This window comes from Streptomyces sp. NBC_01506, from assembly GCF_045040295.1.
Classification (GTDB): domain Bacteria; phylum Actinomycetota; class Actinomycetes; order Streptomycetales; family Streptomycetaceae; genus Streptomyces.
Genome location: NZ_CP109422.1, coordinates 1,581,396 through 1,604,078, shown reverse-complemented (window position 1 = coordinate 1,604,078; position 22,683 = coordinate 1,581,396). Strand labels below are relative to the sequence as shown.

Here is a 22,683-nt window from a genome sequence, read left to right as displayed (position 1 = left end):
GATCCGATCCCAGTTGTGCCGCACGGAGGAGCCGACCCTTGCGTACACCCTTGTTCCGCTCGCTGTCGCTCGCCCTCGTGGCCGCCGTGACGCCCGCCGCGCTCGGGTACGGGACGGCGGCCGACAACGCCGCCCCCGCCGCCGCCCAGCCCGGCCCCGTACGGGTCAACCAGATCGGCTACGCGACGGGCGCCGACAAGATCGCGACCGTCGTCGCGGCGGCCACCACCGCGCTGAAGTGGCAGCTCAAGGACGACAAGGGCCGTACGGTGGCCTCCGGCACCACCCGCGTCGTCGGCGCCGACAAGGCGTCCGGCGACCATGTCCACCAGGCCGACTTCTCGCGCGCCACCGGCCAGGGGGTCCACCGGCTCACGGTCGCGGGCGTCGGCACCAGCGTGCCGTTCACCATCACCGGCAAGCCGCTCTACCCCGACCTCGGGCGCGAGGCGATGCAGTACTTCTACTTCCACCGCATGGGCACCCCGGTCAAGGCCGAGTACCTTCAGCACGCCGCCCACGCGCACGCCGCGCTGCACCCCGGCGACAAGTCCGTTCCCTGCTACAAGAATTGGTGCGGCAAGGACGGCGCGGACGGTAAGAGCGGCGGGAGCAGGGAGCAGCAGCGGCTGAACGTCGCGGGCTCCTGGGCCGACGCCGGAGACTTCGGCATCTACCCCGTCAACCACGCCATCTCCGCCTGGACCCTGCTCAACCTCTACGAGCGCAGGCGCACGGCGTACGCGGACGGCAGCCTGTCCGTACCGGAGCGGGCCAACGGCGTGCCCGACATCCTCGACGAAGTCGCCTACGGCTCACGCTTCATGACCGGCATGCTCCCCAGGACCGGTCTGGCGTCGCACAAGGTGCACAACCACACCTGGAGCGCGTTCCCGGTCAAGGACATCGCCGCCGAGAACGCCATGCCCCGCTCGGCCATGCCGCCGTCCACCAACGCCACGTACGCCGTGGCCCGTACGAACGCCCAACTCGCCCGCGTACTGCGCGAGTTCGACGCCAACAAGGCATCCGCTCTCTGGGTGTCCGCACAGGACGCCTTCAGCCGTGCCGAGGCGCGCCCCGACGTCGACTACCCGGCGGCCGACGACGGCGCCGACGCCGAGGGCGGCGGCGACTACCCCGACACCCAGAACAGCGACGACCGTTACGCGGCGGCGGCCGAGCTGTTCCTCACCGCCGAGCAGCGCGCCGACCGCTCCGCCGAGAACTACCGGACCGCCGTGACCGGTTCCGCGCACTACGGCGAGATCGGCCCCTTCGACTGGGGCCGGGTCGCCGCCACCGGCAGCCTCTCCCTCCTCGCCGTGCCCAACAGCCTCCCGCCCGCCGACCTCGAGCGGATGCGCGCGAGTCTGCGCACCGTCGCCGACACGCTCGTCGCCACGCAGCGGCGGGAGGGTTATCCGGCGCTGATCTCCGGCGCCGAGGCGTACCCGTGGGGCTCCAACTCCGCCGTCGTCAACCGGATGTTGCTGCTCGGCACGGCGTACGACCTCACCCACGACCGCGGCCAACTGAAGGCCATGCACCGGGCCATGGACTATCTGCTCGGCACCAACGCGATGCGGATCTCGTACGTGACCGGCTACGGCCCGCACCGGGAGACCGATCTGCACGACCGGCTCGCCTGGGGGCAGTACCCCAAGACCCCGTACCCCAAGGGCTGGCTCTCCGGCGGACCGAACAGCGCCGACATCAACGACCCGGTCACCCCCAAGGGCCGCCCCGCCGCCAAGTCCTACGCCGGGCCAGGCACGGCGCCCAGCGCCTGGGGCTCGAAGGAGAACACCATCAACTGGAACGCGCCGCTCGTCTGGGTCGCGACCTACCTCACGTCGACCGCCCCGGACCTGACCTCACGCTGACCGCGCCGCGAGGTCCGCAGGCCGCTTCACGCCGTACGCCGCTTCACGCGGCACGCCGCTCACGACGACGCGCGCCGCACCAACTCCGTGGGCAGCACGGCATGTTGGTGCGGCGAGCCGGGATCGTTGATCCCCTCCAGCAGCACCCGCGCCATCGCGCGCCCCATCTCCTCCACCGGCTGCCGCACCGAGGTGAGCGCCGGATCGGTGTGCCGCGCGATGGGGGAGTCGTCGAAGCCGACGACGGCCACGTCGTGCGGCACCCGGCGGCCCGCCGCCCGCAGCGAGTGCAGGGCGCCCGCCGCCATCACGTCCGAGGCGGCGAACACCGCGTCCAGGTCCGGATGGCGCGCCAGCAGCTCCGCCATCGCCCGCCGCCCGCTCTCCTCGGTGAAGTCCCCGTGCGCCGTCCACGAGGGATCCTGGTCGCCGCCGGCGCTCGCCACGGCCTCCCGGTACCCGCCGAGCCGGCACTGCGCCACGTACATGTCCAGCGGCCCGGTGATGGTGGCGATCCGCCGCCGCCCGGTCTCCGCGAGATGGCGCACGGCGCGGCGGGCGCCGCCGACGTTGTCGGAGTCGACGTAACTCACGGACTCGTCGGCCGAGCGCCGGCCGCTCAGCACGGTCGGCAGGCCCATCTCGGCGAGCAGGTCCGGCAGCGGGTCGCTGCCGTGCACGGACACCAGCAGCACGCCGTCGACCCGGCCGGCCCGCGCGTACTGGAGGAAGCGCCGGCGCTCGTTCTCCGTCCGTACGAGCGTGAGCAGCAACTGCATCTCGGTGTCGGCGAGACCGCTGCCGACACCCTGGAGGACGTCCGAGAAGTACGGCTCCGCGAAGAACCGCTTCTCGGTCTCCGGGATCACCAGCGCCACCGCGTCGGTCCGGCTCCCGGCGAGGGCGCGGGCCGCCCTGTTGGGTATGTAGCCCAGCTCGGTTATGGCGTGCTGGACGAGCTGCCGGGTGGAGTCCTTGACGCGCGGCGAGTTGTTGATGACACGGGAGACGGTGCCGCGCCCCACACCCGCGAGCGCCGCCACTTCTTCGAGTGTGGGCTGGCCGGTGCGGCCCGTACGTCCCCTTGCCACCATCGTGCGACCTCCATCGACGCTCCGTCGGGGGACCGTCATCCAATCACTGGGAGCGCTCCCAGATTAAGAGGTTGATCATATCGCGAACAGCCCCCCTCCGTCGGGCCGCATCACCTTCAAATACATTCATAGGTGTCTGTCGTGCACGTAAGGGCAATAGCCTTCCGGTGCGGTCGTACGGGAAGGCGTGGTTCTTCATGGAACGGAGCGGAATGCCGAAAGCACAGGGAGTCGCGGGAGCGCCATGCTGGGTGAGCCTGCTCGCGCGCGAACTGCCGGGCGCCCAGGACTTCTACGGCAAGGTCCTCGGCTGGACCTACCGGCGCGCCGGGCTCGGTGACGACTTCTCCGTGGCGCTCATCGACGGCCGGCCCGTCGGCGGTATCGGAGCGCTCGCCTCCTCGCTCCAGGTGGCCGTCTCCTGGACGCCGTACTTCAACGTCACGGATGTGGACGAGGCGGCGGCCCGGATCAGGGAGCGCGGCGGCACCGTCGGCGTCGGCCCGCTGGCCTTCCACACCGGCCGCGCGGCGCTCGCCGTCGACCCGGACGGCGCGGTCTTCGGGATCTGGGAAGGCGCGGTGCGCTCCGACTGGTCGATGGGGCGCGGCAGTGGCTCCGCCTCGCTGGAGCTGCGGACCAGGGACGCGGTCACGGCAGGGCGCTTCTACTCGCTCACGCTCGGCTGGGAGCCGCAGGGCGAGGGGAAGCTGCGCCTGACGCACGAGGGGGACCAGGCGGTGCTCCTCGACGGCGATGAGCCGCTGGCGCGGATCAGCGGCGGCGCCGTACAGGCGGCACCCGACCCGCAGATCCGGCCGCGCTGGCACGTGCACTTCAACGTGCGGGACGTGGGCGCGGCGGTCAAGATCGCGCTGGCCTCCGGCGGCTCGCTCGTCCTGCGGTCGGACGTGTCGGAGGTGTCGGCCGAGGTGGACGAGGCGACGCTGCGCGACCCGGACGGCGCGCTGTTCACGGTCACCGCCGCGGCGTGAGATGACACGGGGCAGGCTTGCGGACAGAAGATGTCCGCAAGCCTGAGTACCGTGCGAAGTATGGCTTCGAAGACGACGACGGACCCGGCCTCGCACCCCGTACTCACCACCCGCGCCCTCAACCGCGCCACCCTGGCGCGGCAGCTCCTGCTGCGGCGCGCGGCCATGTCCGCCAAGGACGCCGTGACACATCTGGTCGGGCTCCAGGCGCAGAACGTGAAGCCGCCGTACGTCCAACTCGCCGCCAGGCTCCGCGCGTTCGACCCCGGAGAACTCTCCGGGCTGATGGCCTCCCGCGAGGTCGGCCGCATGGTCACGCTCCGCTCCACCATCCACACCCACACCGCCGAGGACTGCCTCGCGCTGCGTCCGTTCGTCCAGCCCCTGATCGAACGGGAGTTGCGGGGCTTCCGTGACGGTCTCGTCGGGGTGGATCTGGACCGGCTCGCCGCGTACAGCAAGGAACTGGTCGAGGAACGGCCCCTGCCGCTCAAGGAGTTGAAGGCGGCCTTGGTGGAGCGGTGGCCCGCCGCCGACCCGCTCGCCCTCTCCGTCGCCGCGCGCTGCCTGCTCCCGCTCGTACAGGTCACACCGCGCGGGCTGTGGGGCCGCAGCGGTCAGGTCACGCTCACCACAGCCCAGAAGTGGTTCGGGGCCGACGGGGGCAACGGCGTCAGCGCTCCGACGACGGCGGGCATCGCGCCGGACGCCGCCGTCCTGCGCTACCTCGCCGCCTTCGGACCCGCCTCCGTCAAGGACATGCAGACCTGGTGCCGGCTGACCCGGCTCGGCCCGGTCTTCGAGCGGCTGCGGGACCGGCTCGCCACCTTCCAGGACGAGTACGGCGTCGAACTCTTCGACCTCCCCGACGCGCCCCGGCCGGGCGCGAGCACCCCGGCGCCGCCGCGCTTCCTCCCCGAGTACGACAACCTGCTGCTCTCGCACGCCGACCGCACCCGCGTCGTCCCCTTCGAGTACCGCAAGCTCATCTGGAACGGCAACCAGGGCTACCGCACCTTCCTCGTCGACGGATTCCTCGCCGGTATCTGGCGGTTGGAGGACGGCGCGGAGGGCGACGACCACGGGACGCTGACCGTGCAGGCGTTCGGCGCGCTCACCCGCGCGCAGCGTGAGGCGGTGGCCGAGGAGGGCGAGCGGATGCTCGGCTCCCTCTCCTCGGCCACGTCCCCCTCGTACACGGTGCGCTTCGCGGACTTCGCCCGGTTCACGGTCTGAGGCGCTCAGAGCCCCACGTCGCGCCGCCGTAGGTCCTCGAACGTCTCACGCCGCACCAGCAGCCGTGAGCGCCCGTCCGCGACGGCCACCACCGGCGGCCGGCCCGTCATGTTGTACTCCGACGCCATCGACACCTGGTACGCCCCCGACGCGGGCACCGCGAGTACGTCACCGGGCCGTACGTCCTCCGGCAGCTCCACCCCCTCGGCGAGCACGTCGCCCGCCTCGCAGTGCCTGCCGACCACCGTGGCCGCCCGCATCGGCGCCGTCGAGGCGCGCCCGATCCGCCGGACCGGGTAGCGGGCGCCGTACAGCGCCGGGCGCGGATTGTCGCTCATCCCGCCGTCGACCGCCACGAAGACCCGGCCGCCCGACCGCTTCACCGCCAGCACCCGGTACAGCGCGATCCCCGCCGGCGCCATGATCGAGCGGCCCGGCTCCACGGTCAGCCGGGGAACCGGCAGGCCCGCGTCGGCGCAGGCGCCGGCCAGCGCCCGCCGGATCGCCCGCCCGTACACGGCGGGTGCCGGGGCCGCGTCACCGGGCAGATACGCCGCCGCGAAGCCGCCGCCCAGGTCCAGCTCGGGCAGGACGACACCGAACCGGTCCCGTATCCGTACGAAGAAGGAGACCAGCTCCCGTACGGCCCGCTCGTAGGGCTCGGGCGAGGTGATCTGCGAGCCCAAGTGGCAGTGCAGACCGGCCAGTTCGAGCCGGGGCTGGCCCAGGATCCGGGCCACGGCGTCCTCCGCGTCCCCGTCCGCGATCGACAGCCCGAACTTCTGCCCCTCGGCCCCCGTACGGATCTTGGGGTGGGCGCCCGCCTCGATTCCCGGCAGTACGCGGACCATCACCTGCTGCGCGTCGTGCGCCGTGACCTGCGCGGCGAGCCTGGCGATCTCGCAGCCCGAGTCGATGACGACCCTGCCGACGCCGAGCCGCAGCGCCGTGCTCAGGTCCTGCGGCGATTTGGCGTTGCCGTGCAGCACGATCCGCTCGACCGGGAAGCCCCGGGTGGCCGCCAGCTCCAGCTCACCCGCCGAGCAGACATCGAGCCCCAGGCCCTCCTCCTCCATCCAGTCCACGACGGCACGGCACAGGAACGCCTTCGCCGCGTAGACGATCTCCGCCTCGGGCAGCGCGCGCAGCCAGGCCCGCGCCCGCGACCGCACCTCGCCCTCGTCGAGTACGTAGGTGGGGGTCCCGTAGCGCTCGGCCAGCTCCAGGAGGGAGACACCCGCGACGCCGAGGTCACCGCCGGGCGCGGAGACGGCGGAGGCGGGCCAGACCGACGGGGTGCTCAACTCGTTGACGACGAGCGGCGGTTCGGTCCTCACACGCCCACCGCCAGCGGCAGCTCGCCGGCGTGGCGCAGACACGGCCTGACCGTCGCGCGGGCGGGTGTGTGCGGGGGCGTCCGGTGGGCGACGGGCGGGGCCGCGAGCTGCGGGTCGAGCGTCACGAGGACGACGCCGAGCGGTTCCGCGAGCGCCCGCAGACACGGCTCGGCGAGCCTGATGTACGGCTGCCGGGCCCCGAGCGCGGCGGCCAGCCGCCGGGCGCTGGTGAAGCCGACGGCGGTCCGCGCGCCGAGCCGGGTGCGCATGAAGCGCAGTTGCCGCCCTCCGGCGGAGCCGAGCCGTACGGGTACGTACAGGGGCCCCGCCGACCCGGGTTCGTCGGGGTCCGCCCCTTCGGCAGTGGTGCTGTCCATGGTGTCCTCCGCGGGGGAGTGGTCGCTGTCTGACACCAGGAAGCTATGCCCGGCCCGTACCGGTTCGGGCACGTCATGACGCGGCGTTGACCGGCCGCCCCGGTTATTTGACGCTTCCCTGACGAGACCGGGGTCGCGCCCGCGCGCCAGCGCGTCGGCCGCCTAGGACTTGTCCGGCCGATCATGTGACTGGTTCATGTCCGGGTCGTTGGTGTGGGCATGGGGCGGGGTGATCTGAGTGATGCCGAGTGGGAACGGCTGCGGCCGTTCCTGCCAGTCAGCAACGGGCGTTGTGGCAGGTGGCGGGACCATCGGCAGGTGATCGACGGGATCCTGCACCGGGTCCGGACCGGTGTTCAGTGGCGTGACCTGCCCGAACGGTTCGGCCCGTGGAAGACCGTCTACGAACGGCACCGGCTGTGGTCGGGCGACGGGACGTGGGAGCGTCTGCTCCAGCATGTCCAGGCCGCCGCGGATGCGGCGGGTGAGATCGACTGGGACATCTCGGTCGACTCCACCATCGTGCGGGCTCATCAGCACGCGGCCGGCGCCCGCACCGACCCGCCGCCGGCACCCGCCTCAAAGGGGGGCGACGGTCCAGAACACCAGGGCGAAACCGCCTGGCAGAGTCTGCACGCCCGCCTGGTGGAGGTGGTGCGGGAGGTGAGGGCCTGGGCCGCTCACGCGGCGGGTTCACCACCAAGCTCCACCTGAGCGCAGACGGCCGCTGCCGCCCGCTGTCCCTGATCGTCACACCAGGTCAGGGAGCGGACTGCACCCAGTTCAAGCCGGTCCTGGAGAAGATCCGCATCCCGAAGACCGGGCCTGGCAGGCCCCGCAAGACGCCTGACAGCGTCGCGGCCGACAAGGCTTACAGCAACGGGCCGTGCCGCGAATACCTGAGGCGTCGCGGTATCCGGCACACAATCCCGGAGAAGACCGACAGCCAGGCCGCCCGCCTGCGCAAAGGCTCACGCGGCGGACGGCCACCGGGCTTCGACGAAGACCGGTACAGGAAACGCAACACCGTCGAACGGGCCATCAACCGCCTCAAGCAGCACCGGGCGGTCGCCACCCGCTACGACAAACGCCGCTACGTCTACCTCGGCACCGCAACCGCCGCAGCCCTCACCATCTGGCTCCGAACATGATCGACCGGACACCCCCTAGGCGGTCGTATCCCGTCGGCAAGTGGTGCCGGTACGCATATTGGAAGAGGCACCGGCGATGACGGAGTCGAGTCGGTCCCGGGTCTGGGCGAGGCCCGCGATATGCCGGTCGAGGTGGTCGCGTTCCACGGCCAGGCGCTGGAGCAGTTCGGGTGTGGCCTTGCCGTCGACGACGCAGGGCGTGAGCTCGGCGATGGCCTTGCTGGACAGGCCCGCGGCGTATAGCTGACGGATCACCCGGATCCGGTCGACGGCGGCTTCCGCATAGTGGCGCTGGCCGCTGCCGCTGCGCTCGGAGGTGAGCAGGGCCTGCTCCTCGTAGTACCGCAGAGCCCGGGTGGTGACGCCCGTGCGGCGGGCGAGTTCCCCGATACGCATGGTCGGCTCCCCTTCTTGTGACCTGAGCCACAGGTTCTTGCCCTTCACGTCAACGTCAAGTTTTAGCGTAGTCGGTGTGCTCGGTGACGCCGAGCGCGTCCTCCACCTCACTCACCCCGCCGCCTCTGAAAGGCAGACACACGCATGACCACTTACCGGACGACCGGTCTCACAGGCCCCGCCCCCACCCCGACCGTGTCGGTCAAGCCACTCGTGCTGAGCGCACCGCATCGCGGTGACGACCTGCACGTCCGCGTCACCGCCCCCATCACCGGCACCGGCCTGCCCGTCGTGCTGTTCGCGCACGGGTTCGGCTCCGACCTGGACGGTTACGCACCACTGGCCGACCACTGGGCGTCCGGCGGCTTTGTCGTCGTGCAGGCCACCCACCTGGACTCCAAGCGGCTCGACATCGCCGCGGATGATCCCCGCAGGCCCCGCATGTGGGGCTACCGGGTCCAGGACATGCGGTGCGTCCTGGACGAACTCGCCACGCTGGAGGCCGCCGTACCGGGACTGGCGGGCCGGGTGGACCACCGCCGCGTCGCCGCGGCCGGACACTCCTTCGGCGGCCAGACCGCGGGCATCCTGGTGGGCCTGCGCGTCAAGGACCCGCACACCGGGATCGCCGACGACCTGTCCGACTCGCGGGTCATGGCCGCCATCCAACTGGCCACCGCCGGCAAGGGCGGTGACGAGCTGACCCCCTTCGCCCACGAGAACCTTCCCTGGCTGCGCGATCAGGACTTCTCCCACATCACCGCCCCCGGCCTCGTCGTCGCCGGCGACAAGGACGACCTCCCGCTCTCCACCCGGGGCCCGGCCTGGACGACCGACCCCTACACCCTCAGTCGCGGCGACAAGAGCCTTCTCACCGTCCACGGCGCCGAGCACTTCCTCGGCGGCATCTCCGGCTATCAGGCGGCGGAGACCACCGACGAGGACCCCGACCGCGTCGCTCTCGTCCAGCAGGTCACCCTCGCCTACCTGCGCCATGTCACCGGCATCGACCACGGCGACTGGAACAACGCGCAGACGGTTCTCGCGGGCGGGCACCGGTTGGGACACCTCGAATCCAAGTGACCCGAGGCCAACACCGAGACGCCCGGCAGCGCGACCGTCCACTCGCTCGAAGACCGGCCGGACAGGCTTACGGCAGCAGCCCCGCCCGGCGGGCCGCCACCACCGCCTCCAGGCGGGTGTGCGCGCCCAGCTTGCGCATCGCCGCCCGCAGATAACCCTTCACCGTCTCCGGGCGCAGCCCCAGCCGCTCGGCCGCCGCCGCGTTCGTCGAGCCCGCCGCCACGCATGCCAGTACGTCCACCTCGCGCGGCGCCAGTGTCACCGGCTGCTGCTCGCGGTGCTCGCCATGGGCGCGCGGGCCCGGTGGGGCACCGCCCGCGCCCGCCAACCGGCCGCAGACGGCGTGCAGTTCGCCGCGCAGCGCGGAGTCCACGATGCGCGGCGCGAGCGCCCGCAGTTCGCTGTGCGCCTCGCGGACCTCCTCCCACGCCTCCGGCCGCCCGTGCACCGGCTCACGGGTCACGGCGAGCAGCCGCTGCACCTCGTCCCGTACGACCAGCGACTGCTCCACGTCGCGGGCGGCGGCGACAGCGGCGTCGAAGACGCGCTCTCCTATCGGCAGCGGATCGCGCAGCGCCCCGTACAGCACCCCACGGACCCGGCGCCGCACGATCACGGGAACGGCGACCACGGAGCGCAGCCCTTCGGCGGCGACCGCCGCGTCGTACTCGTGGCTGATGTGCCGCGCCTGCCGGTAGTCGGTCACCGCGCACGGCCGCAGCAGGGCGATCGACTTGCCGCCCAGCCCGTTGCCGACGCAGATCCCGAGCCCGCGCAGCGCCCCCGTCGCCGTGCCGTTCAGCTCCGCGATGCGTACCTGGCGGGTGTCGTGCAGCAGCCCGCCGAACACCACCGGCAGCCCGGTCGTACGGCGCAGCGTCAGCAGCGCAGTCCGCATCTCGACCGCTTCGACCGCCTCAATCACAGCGCCTTCCTTCTCTTCGGCTCACTCCGGCCGGCGCGACGAGGTCGGTTCACCCCCGTCAGGGGGTGGTGAGACGTACGTCACCGGTTACACGATGCTAGTGAACGGGCGAGCGATGAGGAGGGCACATGACGACAGTCGATGCGACCGAGCAGTTCCGCGCGGCCAGGGATTTCCTGCTGCGACACCGGGAGGACTACACGGCGGCGTACGAAGGCTTCGTCTGGCCCCGCCCCGCGCTGTTCAACTGGGCGCTGGACTGGTTCGACGTGATCGCCGAGGGCAACGACCGGCCCGCGCTGCACATCGTCGAGGAGGACGGCAGCGAGAGCGTCACCTCCTTCGCCGAGCTGTCCCGGCGCTCCGACCAGGTGGCCAACTGGCTGCGCGCCCAAGGCGTGGCGGCCGGGGACCGGGTGCTCGTCATGCTCGGCAACCAGACGGAGCTGTGGGAGACGGCGCTCGCTGCCATGAAACTGCGGGCCGTCGTCATCCCGGCGACGCCGCTGCTCGGCCCCCTGGACCTGCGGGACCGGATCGAGCGCGGCGAGGTGCGGCATGTGATCGTGCGGGCCGGTGACACCGCGAAGTTCGACGGCGTGCCGGGGGAGTACACCCGGATCGTGGTCGGTCGCGACGGTGCCGAAGTTGACGCCGGGGGCCGGGGTGGGGTGCCGGGCTCGGAAGAGGGCGGTTGGCGGGCGTACGACGCGGCCGGCCAGGAGTCCGCGGACTTCGAGCCCGACGGCGTCACCCGCGCCGACGACACCCTGATGCTCTACTTCACCTCCGGCACCACCGCCCGCCCCAAGCTCGTCGAGCACACCCATGTCTCGTATCCGATCGGCCATCTCGCCACGATGTACTGGATCGGCCTCAAACCCGGCGACGTGCATCTGAACATCTCCTCGCCCGGCTGGGCCAAGCACGCCTGGTCCAATCTCTTCGCGCCCTGGAACGCCGAGGCGACCGTCTTCATCCACAACTACACCCGCTTCGACGCCGTGCGGCTCATGGCCGAGATGGACCGCGCCCATGTCACCAGCTTCTGCGCGCCGCCCACCGTGTGGCGGATGCTCATCCAGGCCGATCTCAGGTTGCTGCGCAACTGCCCGCGCGAGGCCGTCGCCGCCGGTGAACCGCTGAACCCCGAGGTCATCGAGACCGTCCGCAGGGAGTGGGGCGCGACGATCAGGGACGGCTTCGGCCAGACGGAGACGGCCGTCCAGGTCGCCAACTCGCCGGGGCAACTGCTGAAGGCCGGATCGATGGGCCGGCCGACCCCCGGCTTCGTCGTGGAACTGCTGGACCCGGTCACCGGCGCACCCGGTGCCGACGAGGGCGAGATCGCGCTGGACCTGGCCAACGCCCCTGTCGGGCTGATGACCGGTTACTACGGTGACCCGGAGCGTACGGCGCAGTCCATGGCGGACGGTTACTACCGCACCGGCGACATCGGCTCGCGCGACGTCGACGGCTACATCACGTACATCGGCCGCAGCGACGACGTATTCAAGGCGTCCGACTACAAGATCTCGCCGTTCGAGCTGGAGAGCGCGCTGCTGGAGCACGAGGCCGTGGCCGAGGCCGCCGTCGTACCGGCACCGGACGCGCTGCGGCTCAATGTGCCGAAGGCGTACGTCGTCCTGGCGGACGGCTGGGAGCCGGGTCCCGACACGGCGAAGCTGCTTTTCGCGCACTCGCGCGCGGTGCTCTCCCCGTACAAGCGCGTGCGCCGCATCGAGTTCGCCGAGCTGCCCAAGACGGTCTCGGGCAAGATCCGCCGTATCGAGCTGCGGGAGCGGACGGCGGCGGGATCGGACGCGGAGTACGAGGAGGGCGACCGGAGTTGACGCACCGGACCGGTCCGGTGTGTCAACTCACCGTCGTGGCACGGCGCATGACGACCCGGGGCCAGTGGTCGAGACCGTGCGCGGCCTCGTCGCGCCTGATCTCCCGCAGCCCGTCGGTGAGTTCGCTCTCCGCGAGGGTGCGGAAGCCGAGCCGGGTGTAGTACGGCGCGTTCCACGGCACGTCCGCGAAGGTGGTCAGGGTGAGCCCGGCCAGCCCGGCGCTCGCCGCCCGTCCGGCCAGATGCTCGATGAGGGCCCGGCCGACCCCGCGCCCCGCCGCCGTGGGATGGACGGAGACCTGCTCGATATGGGCGGCGCCGTCGACCTCGTCGTAGATCAGATAGGCGACCGGGCGGCCCGTGCCGTCGTCGGTCACCCAGGCGTGACCGGCGCGCAGATAGCGGTCGAGAAGATCGAGGGCCGGGGGGTCGTCGTCGGCGATCGCCGCCATGCCGACGGCGCGGAAGGGTTCACCGGCGGCCCTCTCGATGTCCTGGAGGAGGGGGAGGTCGGCGGGGACCGCGGGGCGGATTCGCATGGAGAAAGTATGCCCGCGCGGTGCGCGCGCGGTTCAGGGTTCCGGCCGGGCGTGTGAGCGATCGAGCTCGGCCGCAGGGGTGTTGACGGGTCGCGGGGCGCCCGCCGGGTCCAGGAGGAACAGCGGCACCCCGAGGGCGTCGGCGCGGTCGCGCGCCTCGTCCACGTAACCCGCCAGGGAGAAGAACGCGCTCACCGCGGACTCGCTCAGCGCGTTGAGCCACAGACACTCGACGGCGCGCGCGTCGGCGGGGCGGGTGCCCAGATCGACCTGGGCGACGATGCCGGGACCGCGCAGATCCACGCCGTTCTCCGGCGGCTCGCCGGTCCGTAGGACGTCCGGGAAGCCGCTCCCGCACAGATAGAGCGCGGCGGCGTGCACGGCGTCACCCTTCGTCCCCGACGTCGCCGGCCTGACCGGAATCCGCAGCACCGTCCCGCATGGACAGCCCAGCTCCGGCTGCGGCCACTGGTCGAGGCGTCCGCATCCGGTACAGCTCACGGTTACCCACTCGTCGTCCCAACTCCGGCGTACCACGCGGACGGCGGGCGCGCCCACCACCAGGGGCGCCACGACGGGCGCTCCACAGGGGCAGGGGTAGGCCGCCGCCGTGAACACATGGCTGTGCCCGCAGTCGGGACAGCCGACCGGAACGCTCTCGCCCACTCTCAGTACCCCCTTGTTCCGCCCATCGTCCATCAACGGACGGGCATTGGGGAGGGGCTTCCGGCATCCCTTGACGGCGCACGGAAGGCACCTTAGATTGATTCCACATAGCAGAACAAGCTTTCCGTATTGTGGAATCGAAAGCTGCACTGTCGATGTGGCGCGGCGGCGGCGGAAGCGGCCGAAGCGGTGGAATCAACGGAATCGACGGAATCGACGCTCTCAGGTGGCGCGACAGAGCCCGAGTCCACCAGCCGAAGCAGGAGCACTCCATGCCTCGTATGACCGCTGCCCGAGCGGCAGTTGAGATCCTCAAGCGCGAAGGCGTCACCGACGCGTTCGGTGTGCCGGGCGCGGCGATCAACCCCTTCTACAAGGCCCTCGAAGAGGCCGGTGGCATCGACCACACGCTCGCCCGCCATGTGGAGGGCGCCTCCCACATGGCCGAGGGCTACACCCGTACGAACCCGGGCAACATCGGTGTCTGCATCGGCACTTCGGGCCCGGCCGGCACCGACATGATCACCGGGCTGTACTCCGCGATCGGTGACTCCATCCCGATCCTGTGCATCACCGGCCAGGCACCGACCGCGGTGATCCACAAGGAGGACTTCCAGGCCGTCGACATCGCGTCGATCGCCAGGCCGGTCACCAAGGCGGCCACCACCGTCCTGGAGGCCGCCCAGGTCCCCGGCGTCCTCCAGCAGGCGTTCCATCTGATGCGCTCGGGCCGGCCGGGACCGGTCCTCGTCGATCTGCCGATCGATGTGCAGTTGACCGAGATCGAGTTCGACCCGGGGACGTACGAGCCGCTGCCCGTCTACAAGCCGTCCGCGAGCCGCGCGCAGATCGCGAAGGCGCTCACGATGCTTCTCGCGTCCGAGCGCCCGCTGATCGTCGCCGGCGGCGGTGTCATCAACGCCGACGCGTCCGAACTGCTCGTGGAATTCGCCGAGTTGACCGGCACCCCGGTCGTGCCGACCCTGATGGGCTGGGGCACCATCGCCGACGACCACGACCTGAACGCCGGCATGGTGGGCATCCAGACCTCGCACCGCTACGGCAACGAGACGTTCCTCGCCTCGGACTTCGTCCTCGGCATCGGCAACCGCTGGGCCAACCGGCACACCGGCGCGCTCGACGTCTACACGGCGGGCCGCACCTTCGTCCACGTCGACATCGAGCCCACCCAGATCGGCAAGATCTTCGCGCCGGACTACGGGATCGCCTCGGACGCCAAGGACGCGCTGAAGCTGTTCGTGGAGGTGGCGAAGGAGCTGAAGGCGGCGGGCGAACTGCCCGACCGTACGCGGTGGATCGAGTCCGTGCTGGAGCGCAAGGGCACCTTGCACCGCAAGACGCACTTCGACAACGTGCCGCTGAAACCGCAGCGCGTGTACGAGGAGATGAACCGCGCCTTCGGGCCCGACACCCGGTATGTCACCACCATCGGTCTCTCGCAGATCGCCGGCGCGCAGATGCTGCACGTCTACCGGCCGCGGCACTGGATCAACTGCGGCCAGGCGGGGCCGCTCGGCTGGACGATCCCGGCCGCGCTCGGGGTCGCGAAGGCCGACCCGGACACGACGGTCGTCGCGCTCTCCGGGGACTACGACTTCCAGTTCATGCTCGAGGAGCTGGCGGTCGGCGCGCAGCACAAGATCCCCTACGTCCATGTGCTGGTGAACAACGCCTACTTGGGGCTGATCCGGCAGGCGCAGCGCAATCTCGACATCAACTTCCAGGTCAACCTGGAGTTCGAGAACATCAACTCACCGGAGCTGGGCGTCTACGGGGTCGACCATGTCAAGGTCGTCGAGGGCCTGGGCTGCAAGGCGATCCGCGTCACCGAGCCCGACCAACTGCTGCCGGCCTTCGAGGAGGCCAAGAAGCTCGCGGCCGAGCACCGGGTGCCGGTGGTGGTCGAGGCGATCCTGGAGCGGATCACCAACATCTCGATGGGTGTGCGGATCGACCAGGTGAACGAGTGGGAGGAGCTGGCCACCGAGCCCGGCGACGCGCCGACGGAGATCAGGCCGCTGGTCTGAGGCTTCGTGTGACGCCCCGTCACAACGCGCGACGTGCGGCCCCTCGCCCGGAACTCCGGTGCGGGGGGCCGCTGTTGTACGTGGGCGGGTCAGCCGCCGCAGCCACCACAGCCGCCGCAACCCCCGCAGCCACCACCGTCTCCGCCCCCGCCGTCCCCGCCACCACCGTCCCCACCGCTCGCGTCCGCCGTGTCGCCGCCGTGCGCGTGCTGCCCGTCGGCCCACCAACTGGCCGCCGCGACACCCCCGACGGCACCGGCCGCACCGGCGGCCGTTCCCGCGGCGGCACCGCCCGCCGGCCGCCGTACAGCTACGCGGGGCTTGCGAAGCTCGAACGGATTGAGCCCAAGGAGCAGCAGAAGGCCGACCGGAGCCAGCAACCAGGAATAGTCCTTCTGGACGACCGCGACGACGACCGACACCGCGGACAGGACGAGAAACATGGCAAGGCGCATTCCTTCAGTGTGCGCACCCGGTGAGGTCGCACAAGAGCCCGGCCGAAAAATCGGCCGGGCTGAAGACCGTCCGGCGGTGCGAGGCCGGCGCGACAGGACACTCGCACCGCCGGACGGCGTTTGACGGAGCCTCAGCAAGAGGCTGTGGGGACCGTGGCGACGGCGACGGTGAGCGCCGGTCGCCTTCCTTCATGCCAGGAAGGCGTCCGGCACCCCCTCACCACCGCACTGGCTCGCGCGTCGCCACGGTCCCGGGGATGTCCCTCCCACCGGCCACCCCTCACGAGGGCCGTTGGAAGGGACGGCTGTTGGCCGCGTAACAGCAGCTTGGTGTGCGGGTGGTTCCCGGGCTGCGGCGGCGCCTGGGCGCGACAGGACAGTTGTCAGCGCCGCCACAACCCGGAGTTCGGGGGCCGGACGAGGGTGCCGTCAGACCTGGCGGCCGGACAGCCGCTCGACGGCACGCAGCAGCGCCGAGTGGTCGAGGCCGCCGTCGCCCTGCGCGCGCAGGGAGGCGACCAACTGCGCGACGACCGCGCCGACCGGAAGCGCGGCACCGACATTGCGGGCGGCGTCGGTCACGATGCCCATGTCCTTGTGGTGCAGGTCGATCCGGAAGCCCGGAGCGAAGTCGCGGTTGATGAAGTTGTCCTTCTTACGGGTCAGTACCGTCGAGCCGGCCAGTCCGCCGTTGAGGACGTCGAGCGCAGCGTTCAGGTCCACGCCCGACTTCTCCAGGAAGACCACAGCCTCGGCGCACGCCTGGATGTTGACGGCGACGATGAGCTGGTTGGCCGCCTTCACCGTCTGCCCGGCGCCGTGCGGACCGCACAGCACGACGGTCCTGCCCAGTACGTCGAACACCGGCTTGGCCTCGTCGAAGTCGGCCTGCTCGCCGCCGACCATGATGGACAGGACCGCCTCGACGGCCCCCGCCTCACCTCCCGACACCGGCGCGTCGAGGACGCGGACGCCCTTCTCGCGGCCCGCCTCGGCCAGGTCGATCGACGTCTGCGGGGTGATCGACGACATGTCGATCAGGAGGGCGCCCTTCTTGGCGTTCTGAAGGATGCCGTCCTCGCCGTAGGCGATGGCCTCGACCTGCGGGGAGGCGGGCACCATCGTGACGATGACATCGGCGCCCTTGACGGCTTCGGCGATCGACGGCGCCACGGAGCCGCCGTTGGCCGCGAGCCGGTCCAGCTTCTCCCGCTCCAGCGTGAAGCCGGTCACGGAGTATCCGGCCTTGATCAGATTCTCGGCCATGGGGGACCCCATGATGCCGAGGCCGATCCATGCCACCTTGGGAAGAGTGCTCATCGGGGGTGCCTCTCTCGCATACGTGATTCCGTCGTGTCCACCGCGTCCGAGTGCTCGACCGAGTGGTCCACCGAGTGGTCCACCGCGTGGTCCGGACCGGGGCTCAGCGCGCGGCCCGCGCGTCGGCGGGCAGCCACGCGAAGGACTCGGCGCTCGGGCGGTCGCCCGGCTTGTACTCCAGGCCGACCCACCCCTCGTAACCGGCCTTGCGGAGCCGGTCGAGCAGGTCGTTCAGCGGCAGCGTGCCGGTGCCGGGCGCGCCCCGGCCGGGGTTGTCGGCGATCTGTACGTGGCCGGTCCTGTCGGCGTACCTGTCGATGACCTCGGCCAGCCCCTCGGCGTCCAGTCCGTTCATCGACAGGTGGTAGATGTCCAGGAGGAACGCGGTGTTGCCCAGCCCCGTCGCCGTGTTGACCCGGTCGACGACCTCGATCGCGGCCTCGGCGCTCACCAGCGGATAGTGCGGGGACTCCGGCCTGTTCAGCGCCTCGATCAGCAGGGTCGCCCCGATCCGGTCGGCCGCGCGGGCGGCGAGGACCAGATTCTCCAGGGCGAGCGAGTCCTGCGTCCGCGGGTCGACGCCGTCGACGCGGTTGCCGTACAGCGCGTTGAGCGCCGTACAGCCGACCGAGGCGGCGAAGCCGGCCGCCACGTCGATGTTCGCGCGGAAGCGGTCCGACTCCTCGCCGGGCAGCGACAGCGCGCCCCGGTCGGGACCGGGCAGTTGGCCGGCGTAGAAGTTGAGTCCCACGAGCTGGGTGCCCGCGTCGTCAAGGGCCTTCTTGAGGGCGTCGAGCTCGGCCTGCGGGGGAGTGGGCGTCTCGATCCAGGGCCACCACAGCTCCACCGCCGTGAAGCCGGCCGCGGCGGCTGCCGCCGGGCGCTGAAGGAGCGGGAGTTCGGTGAAGAGGATCGACAGGTTCACATCGAAGCGCTGCTCGGAGCCGGGCTTGTTCGTGACGGGGGCCATGAGGGGTTCTGCGCTCCTTCCGTATCGCGGAAGTTAGTTTCTGCTTAATGGAAGATTGCCTGGGATTCGGGGAGGCTGTCAAGAGGGCAGCCCTGATTTCGGCCCTGGGCACCCGGCCTGGCGCAGTAGGTTGTGCGCGTGCGACTGAGAGTGGAATTCACGACCGAGCCGTTCGACCTGGACGAGGCCCCCGCCCATGCCGTGGTGGCCCGCGAGGTCATCCGGACGGCCGACCTGGACGCCGTGGACGTCGGGCCCTTCGGCAACACCGCCGAAGGCGGCGCCGACGCCGTCATCGCGGCCGTCGACGCCCTGCTGCGCCGCTCCCTGGAGGCCGGCGCCACGCGCGTCTCGCTCCAGGTGAACGTGATCGCGGAGGACGGGAAGTGACCGAGCCTTCGGGCCTGCCCGACCATCCGCTGCTCGCGGCGGTGAAGCCGCTCGTCGACGCCATGGGCGCGCAGACGGTACGGCCCGAGCTGGCCCGGCCCGACGACGTCGTGCTGAGCTGGGAGGGCGAGGCGGTCGTCGCCGTACGCCTTCCGCAGCTCTCCGAATCGCTCGACCACATCCTCGTCGCGCTGGAGCGCCGGCACGGCATGCCCCTGTCGGAACTCGACCGCAGGACCAAGCAGTCCGTGGTGCGGTCGCTGGAGGCGCGCGGAGCCTTCTCCGTACGACACGGAGTGGAGACCGTCGCCGGGGCGCTCGGGGTCAGCCGGTTCACCGTCTACAACTATCTGAACCGGTCTCAGACGAACTGACGGGTCGAGCCGGACCGAGCCGGACCGATCCGGGTCGACCCGGATCGACAGGGGGCCGCCACCGCCCAAAAGAATTCAACAAAGTGTTGACGTGATGTTCGTGAAGGCGTTAGCTGTCCCGCAGCCCGTCAAGCACAGCCACGGAGGCTCCCGTGACGACCGAACAGCCACCGGGCCTCACCCGGTTCAACACCTCCTCCGACAGCGCGGCGCTGACCGCACTGCACGAGGTGTGCGCCAGTACGGCATGGGGGAGCGCACTGCTCGCCCACCGCCCGTACGCCACCCCCGACACCCTTCTCACCGCCAGTGACACCGCGACGGCCGAACTGACCGCCGACGACCTGGCGGAGGCGATGGCCGGGCACCCGCCCATCGGCCGCCCGAAGCCGGGCGACCCGACCTCGGCCCGCGAACAGCGGGGCATGGCCGGGGCGTCCGACGAACTCAAGACGGAACTGCTCGAACTGAACCTGGCCTACCAGGACAGGTTCGGACATGTCTTCCTGATCTGCGCCACCGGCAGGACCGGTGAGCAGATGCGGGACGCGGTCCGCATACGGATCGGCAACTCGCCCGAACAGGAGCGGGCCGTCGTCCGCACCGAGCTGGGCAAGATCAACCGCATCCGGCTGACCCGCCTCGTACACGCAGGAGAGTGATCCCTTGAGTACCGCAACCACCGCGTCGGTGTCCACGCACATCCTGGACACCAGTGTCGGACGCCCCGCCGCGTCCGTCGCCGTCTCGCTCCGCGCCCGCGGCGGCGGCCGGGAGCCGTGGGTGGTCCTGGGCCGGTCGGCGACCGACCCGGACGGGCGGTGCAAGGATCTTCCGGCGCTGCCGGAGGGAACGACCCATGTACGGCTCGACTTCGAGACCGAGGCGTACTTCCACACTCAGAGCCAGAAGCGAGCCGAGGCACAGCAGGACGCCCCCGCGCTACGGGACAGCGGCGCGTTCTTTCCGGAAGTGGCGATCACGTTCGCCGTCGCTCCCGGCGAGCACTATCACGTACCGCTGCTGCTCAACCCGTTCGGCTACTCCGTATACCGAGGGAGCTAGCAGATGCCGACCATTCTCGGCCAGAACCAGTACGGCAAAGCGGAGAACCGCGTCGTCAAGATCGTGCGGGACGGCGACACCCACCACATCAAGGATCTGAACGTCTCCGTCGCCCTGTCCGGCGACATGGCGGAGGTCCACTACTCCGGCTCCAACGCCAACGTCCTGCCGACCGACACCACCAAGAACACGGTGTACGCGTTCGCCAAGGAGTACGGCATCGAGTCCGCCGAGCGGTTCGGCATCGATCTCGCCCGGCACTTCGTCACCAGCCAGGACCCGATCCACCAGGCACGTATCCGGATCGAGGAGTACGCCTGGGAGCGCATCGAGACCACCGGCACCGGCACCGGTATCGGTGCCGGCGCTGACCAGGCCAGGCACTCCTTCGTACGCAAGGGCCAGGAGACCCGCGTCTCGCAGATCACCTACGACGGCGAGAAGTGGGAGATCATCTCGGGCCTCAAGGATCTGACGGTGCTCAACTCGACCAACTCCGAGTTCTGGGGCTACGTCAAGGACAAGTACACGACGCTCCGCGAGGCGTACGACCGCATACTCGCGACCGACGTGTCCGCGAGATGGCGCTACAACTGGACCGACGACGCGGAGCCGATGCCCGACTGGGAGGAGTCCTACGAGCGGGCGCGCGAGCACATGCTGCACGCCTTCGCTCAGACGTACTCGCTCTCGCTCCAGCAGACGCTCTACCAGATGGGCTCGCGAATCATCGACAGTCGCGGCGAGATCGACGAGATCCGGTTCTCGCTGCCCAACAACCACCACTTCCTGGTCGACCTCGAACCGTTCGGCCTGAAGAACGACACCCCCGACGGAGCCGTCTACTTCGCCGCCGACCGCCCGTACGGCCTCATCGAGGCCACCGTCCTGCGCGACGGCGTCGAACCCCGGATCCCGCTCGACATGACCAACCTGTAGCACCACCTCGCGCTACCCCCGACGCGCGCGCCGGCGTCAAGTCCCGTGAAAGCGGGGCGATATGGGGGAGGAGCGGGGGCATCTGCGCACCGACACAACCGCGGATCCCGATCGTCACCCCGCTCGACCCCGGATCCGTCCACCCACATGGGAAGAACGAGGACCCGCCATGGCGGCTTCGCGCATCGTCATCGAGAACTGTGCCATCGCGACAGTGGACGCGAACGACACCGAGTACGCCTGCGGGCATGTCGTCGTCGCGGACAACCTCATCGAATCCGTGGGCGCCGGCCGCGCCCCCGCCGGCCTTCCGAGCGTCGTACGGCGTGTCGACGGCACCGGCCATCTCGTCACCCCCGGCCTGGTCAACACCCACCACCACTTCTACCAGTGGATCACCCGAGGTCTGGCCACCGACCACAACCTGTTCAACTGGCTGGTGGCGCTCTACCCGACCTGGGCGCGCATCGACGAGTCCATGGCGCGCGCCGCCGCCCAGGGGTCACTGGCGATGATGGCGCGCGGTGGGGTCACCACCGCGATGGACCACCACTATGTGTATCCGCGCGGGGCCGGCGATCTGTCCGGCGCCATCATCGGGGCCGCGTCGGAGACAGGCATACGGTTCACCCTCGCCCGCGGCTCCATGGACCGCGGCCAGTCGGACGGCGGCCTGCCGCCGGACTTCGCCGTCGAGTCGCTGGAAGGCGCGCTCGCCGCCACCGAGGCGACCGTCGACCAGTACCACGACGCGTCGTTCGGCGCGATGACCCAGATCGCCGTCGCGCCGTGCTCGCCGTTCTCCGTCTCCACCGAACTGATGCGCCAGGCAGCCGAGTTGGCGCGCCGCAAGGGCGTACGGCTGCACACCCACGGCAGCGAGACGGTCGAGGAGGAGCAGTTCTGCAAGGAGTTGTTCGGGATGGGCCCGACCGACTACTTCGAGTCGACGGGCTGGCTCGGCTCCGACGTATGGATGGCCCACTGCGTCCATATGAACGACGCGGACATCGCCGCCTTCGCCCGCACCGGCACGGGCGTCGCACACTGTCCGTCCTCCAACGCCCGTCTCGCGGCCGGTATCGCGCGCGTGCCCGACATGCTGAAGGCGGGCGTTCCCGTCGGCCTCGGCGTGGACGGCACCGCGTCCAACGAATCGGGCGAGCTGCACACCGAGTTGCGCAACGCGCTGCTCATCAACCGCCTCGGCGCGCACCGCGAGTCCGCCCTGACGGCCCGTCATGCGCTGCGCCTCGGTACCTACGGTGGCGCCCAAGTCCTCGGCCGAGCAGATCAGTTGGGCTCGATCGAGGCCGGGAAACTCGCCGACCTGGTGCTGTGGAAGCTGGACACCCTGGCCCACTCCTCCATCGCCGACCCGGTGATCGCGCTGGTCTTCGGGGCCGCCGCGCCCGTCGCTCTCTCCCTCGTCAACGGCCACACCGTCGTGGAGGACAACCACCTGACCACGGTGGACGAAGACGCCATCGCCCGCTCGACGCGGGCCGAGGCGCAGCGCCTCGCGCGGATCGCGGCGGCGGGCTGACGGAGCCCGCCGCCGAATCTTTCCGGATGTCCGGTCGAG

The 22,683-nt window shown here is 70.8% G+C and carries 23 protein-coding genes; 13 read left to right on the top strand and 10 right to left on the bottom strand.

Going from position 1 to position 22,683, the window contains the following annotated elements; genetic code table 11:
- The first annotated feature begins 38 nt into the window (after positions 1 to 38).
- Positions 39 to 1,886, top strand: a complete 1,848-nt coding sequence (locus OG329_RS06695; RefSeq protein ID WP_405793399.1) for a glycoside hydrolase family 9 protein — start codon at positions 39 to 41, stop codon at positions 1,884 to 1,886.
- Positions 1,887 to 1,945: 59 nt separating this feature from the next.
- Here the strand turns inward: OG329_RS06695 and OG329_RS06690 are convergent, their stop codons facing one another.
- Complete coding sequence (locus tag OG329_RS06690; RefSeq protein ID WP_405793398.1) at positions 1,946 to 2,980, bottom strand: LacI family DNA-binding transcriptional regulator; 1,035 nt, start codon at positions 2,978 to 2,980, stop codon at positions 1,946 to 1,948.
- A 251-nt stretch (positions 2,981 to 3,231) separates the two neighbouring features.
- On the opposite strand from OG329_RS06690, the gene OG329_RS06685 reads away from it, so the two are divergent.
- Both OG329_RS06685 and OG329_RS06680 read left to right on the top strand, forming a co-directional pair.
- A complete protein-coding gene (locus OG329_RS06685) occupies positions 3,232 to 3,975 on the top strand; it encodes a VOC family protein (RefSeq protein ID WP_405793397.1) in 744 nt (247 codons plus the stop codon).
- Positions 3,976 to 4,035: 60 nt separating this feature from the next.
- Positions 4,036 to 5,211, top strand: coding sequence for a winged helix DNA-binding domain-containing protein (locus OG329_RS06680; protein WP_405793396.1), 1,176 nt, complete (start codon positions 4,036 to 4,038; stop codon positions 5,209 to 5,211).
- Positions 5,212 to 5,216: 5 nt separating this feature from the next.
- On the opposite strand, the gene lysA is transcribed toward OG329_RS06680, so the two are convergent.
- Both lysA and OG329_RS06670 read right to left on the bottom strand, forming a co-directional pair.
- Complete coding sequence (gene lysA / locus OG329_RS06675) at positions 5,217 to 6,548, bottom strand: diaminopimelate decarboxylase (protein ID WP_405793395.1); 1,332 nt, start codon at positions 6,546 to 6,548, stop codon at positions 5,217 to 5,219.
- Complete coding sequence (locus OG329_RS06670) at positions 6,545 to 6,925, bottom strand: SAV_915 family protein (RefSeq protein ID WP_405793394.1); 381 nt, start codon at positions 6,923 to 6,925, stop codon at positions 6,545 to 6,547. Before OG329_RS06670 ends, lysA begins: the two co-directional genes overlap by 4 nt.
- 219 nt (positions 6,926 to 7,144) lie before the next feature.
- On the opposite strand from OG329_RS06670, the gene OG329_RS06665 reads away from it, so the two are divergent.
- Positions 7,145 to 8,076 (top strand): IS5 family transposase gene (locus OG329_RS06665; RefSeq protein WP_405793393.1). Its coding sequence is split into 2 segments (ribosomal slippage): positions 7,145 to 7,558 and positions 7,561 to 8,076, totalling 930 coding nucleotides; the frame shifts between segments, so codons are not numbered across the junction.
- 15 nt (positions 8,077 to 8,091) lie between these two features.
- Here the strand turns inward: OG329_RS06665 and OG329_RS06660 are convergent.
- Positions 8,092 to 8,472 (bottom strand): MerR family transcriptional regulator, encoded by a 381-nt coding sequence (locus tag OG329_RS06660; RefSeq protein ID WP_405793392.1) that lies wholly within the window; start codon positions 8,470 to 8,472, stop codon positions 8,092 to 8,094.
- A 144-nt stretch (positions 8,473 to 8,616) separates the two neighbouring features.
- On the opposite strand from OG329_RS06660, the gene OG329_RS06655 reads away from it, so the two are divergent.
- Complete coding sequence (locus OG329_RS06655; RefSeq protein ID WP_405793391.1) at positions 8,617 to 9,555, top strand: alpha/beta hydrolase family protein; 939 nt, start codon at positions 8,617 to 8,619, stop codon at positions 9,553 to 9,555.
- 67 nt (positions 9,556 to 9,622) lie between these two features.
- Here OG329_RS06655 and OG329_RS06650 read toward each other — a convergent pair whose 3' ends face one another.
- Positions 9,623 to 10,453 carry a response regulator transcription factor gene (locus OG329_RS06650; RefSeq protein ID WP_405801686.1) on the bottom strand — a complete coding sequence of 277 codons (831 nt, stop codon included), beginning with the start codon at positions 10,451 to 10,453 and terminating at the stop codon, positions 9,623 to 9,625.
- 155 nt (positions 10,454 to 10,608) lie between these two features.
- Here OG329_RS06650 and OG329_RS06645 point away from each other — a divergent pair, with 155 nt between their 5' ends.
- Positions 10,609 to 12,333: an AMP-binding protein gene (locus OG329_RS06645; protein ID WP_405793390.1), complete on the top strand. Its 1,725-nt coding sequence runs from the start codon at positions 10,609 to 10,611 to the stop codon at positions 12,331 to 12,333.
- Positions 12,334 to 12,355: 22 nt separating this feature from the next.
- Here the strand turns inward: OG329_RS06645 and OG329_RS06640 are convergent, their stop codons facing one another.
- Positions 12,356 to 12,871, bottom strand: a complete 516-nt coding sequence (locus OG329_RS06640) for a GNAT family N-acetyltransferase (RefSeq protein WP_405793389.1) — start codon at positions 12,869 to 12,871, stop codon at positions 12,356 to 12,358.
- Between the two features lie 33 nt (positions 12,872 to 12,904).
- Positions 12,905 to 13,570, bottom strand: a complete 666-nt coding sequence (locus OG329_RS06635) for a hypothetical protein (RefSeq protein ID WP_405793388.1) — start codon at positions 13,568 to 13,570, stop codon at positions 12,905 to 12,907.
- Positions 13,571 to 13,809: 239 nt separating this feature from the next.
- Between OG329_RS06635 and gcl the strand changes: the two genes are divergently transcribed.
- Complete coding sequence (gene gcl, locus OG329_RS06630) at positions 13,810 to 15,585, top strand: glyoxylate carboligase (protein ID WP_405793387.1); 1,776 nt, start codon at positions 13,810 to 13,812, stop codon at positions 15,583 to 15,585.
- Between the two features lie 89 nt (positions 15,586 to 15,674).
- Here gcl and OG329_RS06625 read toward each other — a convergent pair whose 3' ends face one another.
- From OG329_RS06625 to OG329_RS06615, 3 genes are all read right to left on the bottom strand, one after another.
- Positions 15,675 to 16,040, bottom strand: a complete 366-nt coding sequence (locus OG329_RS06625) for a hypothetical protein (RefSeq protein ID WP_405793386.1) — start codon at positions 16,038 to 16,040, stop codon at positions 15,675 to 15,677.
- A gap of 429 nt (positions 16,041 to 16,469) precedes the next feature.
- Positions 16,470 to 17,360 (bottom strand): 2-hydroxy-3-oxopropionate reductase, encoded by an 891-nt coding sequence (locus tag OG329_RS06620; protein WP_405793385.1) that lies wholly within the window; start codon positions 17,358 to 17,360, stop codon positions 16,470 to 16,472.
- Between the two features lie 103 nt (positions 17,361 to 17,463).
- Positions 17,464 to 18,330, bottom strand: a complete 867-nt coding sequence (locus tag OG329_RS06615; protein WP_405793384.1) for a TIM barrel protein — start codon at positions 18,328 to 18,330, stop codon at positions 17,464 to 17,466.
- A 138-nt stretch (positions 18,331 to 18,468) separates the two neighbouring features.
- Here OG329_RS06615 and OG329_RS06610 point away from each other — a divergent pair, with 138 nt between their 5' ends.
- From OG329_RS06610 to OG329_RS06585, 6 genes are all read left to right on the top strand, one after another.
- Positions 18,469 to 18,720, top strand: a complete 252-nt coding sequence (locus OG329_RS06610) for a hypothetical protein (protein WP_405793383.1) — start codon at positions 18,469 to 18,471, stop codon at positions 18,718 to 18,720.
- 62 nt (positions 18,721 to 18,782) lie between these two features.
- Positions 18,783 to 19,094: a helix-turn-helix domain-containing protein gene (locus OG329_RS06605; RefSeq protein WP_405801684.1), complete on the top strand. Its 312-nt coding sequence runs from the start codon at positions 18,783 to 18,785 to the stop codon at positions 19,092 to 19,094.
- A 152-nt stretch (positions 19,095 to 19,246) separates the two neighbouring features.
- On the top strand, positions 19,247 to 19,756 hold the full coding sequence (gene uraD / locus OG329_RS06600) for a 2-oxo-4-hydroxy-4-carboxy-5-ureidoimidazoline decarboxylase (protein WP_405793382.1): 510 nt from the start codon (positions 19,247 to 19,249) through the stop codon (positions 19,754 to 19,756).
- A gap of 4 nt (positions 19,757 to 19,760) precedes the next feature.
- Positions 19,761 to 20,159, top strand: coding sequence for a hydroxyisourate hydrolase (gene uraH / locus OG329_RS06595; RefSeq protein WP_405793381.1), 399 nt, complete (start codon positions 19,761 to 19,763; stop codon positions 20,157 to 20,159).
- A 3-nt stretch (positions 20,160 to 20,162) separates the two neighbouring features.
- Complete coding sequence (gene pucL / locus OG329_RS06590; RefSeq protein ID WP_405793380.1) at positions 20,163 to 21,098, top strand: factor-independent urate hydroxylase; 936 nt, start codon at positions 20,163 to 20,165, stop codon at positions 21,096 to 21,098.
- A gap of 169 nt (positions 21,099 to 21,267) precedes the next feature.
- Positions 21,268 to 22,644 (top strand): 8-oxoguanine deaminase, encoded by a 1,377-nt coding sequence (locus tag OG329_RS06585; RefSeq protein ID WP_405793379.1) that lies wholly within the window; start codon positions 21,268 to 21,270, stop codon positions 22,642 to 22,644.
- Positions 22,645 to 22,683: the final 39 nt, after the last annotated feature.